Source organism: Paenibacillus sp. N3.4 (assembly GCF_008017805.1).
GTDB lineage: Bacteria > Bacillota > Bacilli > Paenibacillales > NBRC-103111 > Paenibacillus_E.
Genome location: NZ_VRTT01000172.1, coordinates 1 through 2886 on the forward strand (window position 1 = coordinate 1; position 2886 = coordinate 2886).

The 2886-nt window shown below is 42.7% G+C and carries 1 protein-coding gene and 1 pseudogene; both read right to left on the reverse strand.

The annotated features are described in order from the left end of the window. Nucleotides 1-210 (reverse strand): annotated as a pseudogene (locus FU659_RS34695) (S-layer homology domain-containing protein); the annotation flags it as partial. A gap of 288 nt (nt 211-498) precedes the next feature. After that, a partial coding sequence (locus tag FU659_RS36200; RefSeq protein WP_222708721.1) for a hypothetical protein occupies nt 499-2886 on the reverse strand: 2388 nt, incomplete at its 5' end.

Below are 2886 nucleotides of genomic sequence, written 5' to 3' on the forward strand. Positions count from 1 at the left end.
CGCACGGTTCATTTCGTCTTTCAAACCAAATGTCGTATCAGTCACACCATCAAAAATACCCGCAGAGATCATCGCATCGAATTTCGCTTGTGTTGCTGCATCCAGGTCTTTCAAATCGCTGAAGTCAGCGGATGTTTTACCAAATGCAACGGACGAAAACATGGAGAGCGCCATGGCGGATGTAAGAACAACAGATAATGATTTTTTCATAAAAGTTTGTTTCCTCCTGTATTTAAAAGTTTTTGTGTTATAAAAACTTATAACCAACGTGGCGACAGATGCATGTAAAAAGTTTTTTTCTTCAATCCAAAACCTTCGTATACTATTACGTATACTATTTTGTATATCATCTCGGCTACAAATTTAGTATACGATATTCAATACAACATTTCATTGATAGGATTTTTCCAGTTCACATAAAATGATTAATCTCGGCATCGAAGTGCTATTCATAGAAAAAAGACCCCGAAGGGTCTCTTTTCGCTGCTTGTTTCGTTCTTATTTAGCTACAAGCACTTGCACGGATTTGCCGTTAGGCGCTACCGCTGTGATCAAGAACTCTTGAACATCACCAGTTGCAGTGATTTCGCCTGTTTTTGCATCGATGTTTACTACTGCGTCTTTACCGCTTACTCCCGATACTGTGTAACGAAGACCTAGAACAGCGTCATATTTCGCAATATCAGCATTTTTGTACGTAATGCCATATTGGTCCGTTACTTTCAACTGATGATCGGCATCTTTCGTGAAGTAGTCGTAGGCCATAGTTGTGGTGCCACTGTACGTAGCATTCGTTCTACCAGCTTCCAACTTGTCAACGGCAATAGCGTCTGCTTTTACCGTTACGTTTTGCGTAAGGTTAATGGTTTCGCCTTTGTTAGTACGTACGATTGCGGATAACGTGGCTGTTCCTGCTTTGTTACCAATAACATAGCCATCTTCCACATTGCTCGTACCATCTGTCGTTACTCGTGCAACCGAGAGAACGTTTGGATCTGAGCTTGAAATACCTTGTACATAGTTCAGTGGAAGAGCCACTTTGTTACCAGCCGCATCTTTGGCAATAACGGATAGTTTCTTATCAAATTGACTTGCACCAGCTTGTAAAGTTTCACCTGCAGCCACACCAGCTTTCAGTGTATCTTGCGCGGCAAACAGTGTGCCGATGGGTTCAATGGAGTAAGTCAAAGCTGTATCGGATTTAACCGCTTCTAGCGTACGATTCACGGCAGATGAGTAATCCGAATAATTCGTTGTTCCGTTCGAAGCTTTTTGAATAACGGCTTTGACAGTTACTTTTCCAACGTCGCCGCTCGTTGTTTTTAAATCAAAGCCTTTATTGAAATCAGCAAAATCACCGTTGGCGTAGATATACGTCGTTGTGTTGCCACTTACGCCATCCTTTTTCGCCATTTCGCCTTTTGGTGTTGCTGTTACGCCAGTTCCTTCTGTTGTAACTTCAACTTTAAGACGGTAGTTGGACGTTTGCCCATTGCTGCTTGGGATATTGGCATCAACCTTGTTAATATCATCGCCGTATTGATCTTTCAATTGGTACACAATTTCATCTGTGGCGCCAAGAATAGCTTTCGCCGCTGGCTCTGTTGTAACCGTAATGCGATCAGCAATACGCGCATCTTGAACCGGAATGCTTGTTTGTACAAACGTATTGGACTGCGATTGATTAATTTGTCCTGTTACATACACTTTATTGCCTACGGTATTAGCAGAAGCAAACTCAATCTTCAATTGCCCTTTGTGTTCGCCTGTTGCTTGAATGGATCCTTTGCCATTGGTTGCGCTAAACGTAAAGCGATCTGCGTTATCGACAATATCTTGCGCACTCAATTTGTTGCCATTGGCATCTGTAACAGTAAGCGGTACATAGACTTCTTTATCATTCGCTGCAAGTGAAACGGCTGATGTATCAAAGCCTAATTTTGTTGCCAGGTTAGCTGCGCCTACACTCACCGTTGCTGTTGCGGAAGAAGAACCACCGTAGATGTTCACTGTGTAATCAGCTGTTTTATCCAGTTTCGCTTTCAGCTTCACTTGTACACGAGCATTGTCATTCTCGTCAAAGAAGTCGCTAGTGTCAAAGGATGCGCCAGCTTTTACGATTTCCAAGTTTTGCTCGTAAGGCGTAATCACAGGATTAATGTTGCTTGGTGCAATTTCACCAGCTACGAATTGACCTTTGACGATCGGGTTGCCGTATTGGTCAAACAGGTTCAAAGGAATGGATGCTGTTTCGTCCACAGCTACCAATTTCGTGCTGTTGTTCGAGTACGTTACTTTTCCAGTTTCAATTTTGCTTAGGATCGGAACAGTACCGACTTTGAAGTTTTTAGAAACGGTGATGCTGCTGTTGTTGTAGTAAACCGTTACAGGAACGATACCATTTCCTTGAGAAATACCAGATCCAGTAATATCGGCCGTCACGACCAAGTTGCCATCGCTATCTTTTTTGAAGCTTGTTGGCTCATGACCGGATACCAATGCTGTAAAGTTAGATGTTCCCATGGAAACCGCTTCGCCATATTGATTGACCGCTTTTAATTTAATAACGGCATTTTTGCTGTAAGCTACAGTGTCACTAGCATTGACAAAGTCGATTTTGGATACTTGCTCATCTTGCGCTGTGAAAGTAGCTGTTGTTTTCTCAACCGTTGCTGCATCTAAACCGCTAACCGTTGCCGTGTAATCACCTTCACCAAGGCGAGTATCCGTTGTTAATGTTGCTACTTTTTTATCTTCAGACCATGTTGTTGTGGAAGGTACTGCTAGTGTGCCTTTTGTCAAAGCAACCTTCGCTTTTGCTGTATCAACCGGTTTGTTGAAGGAAACTGTTACTTGGTACACACCGCTTGCTTTCGCGCCTGTTAC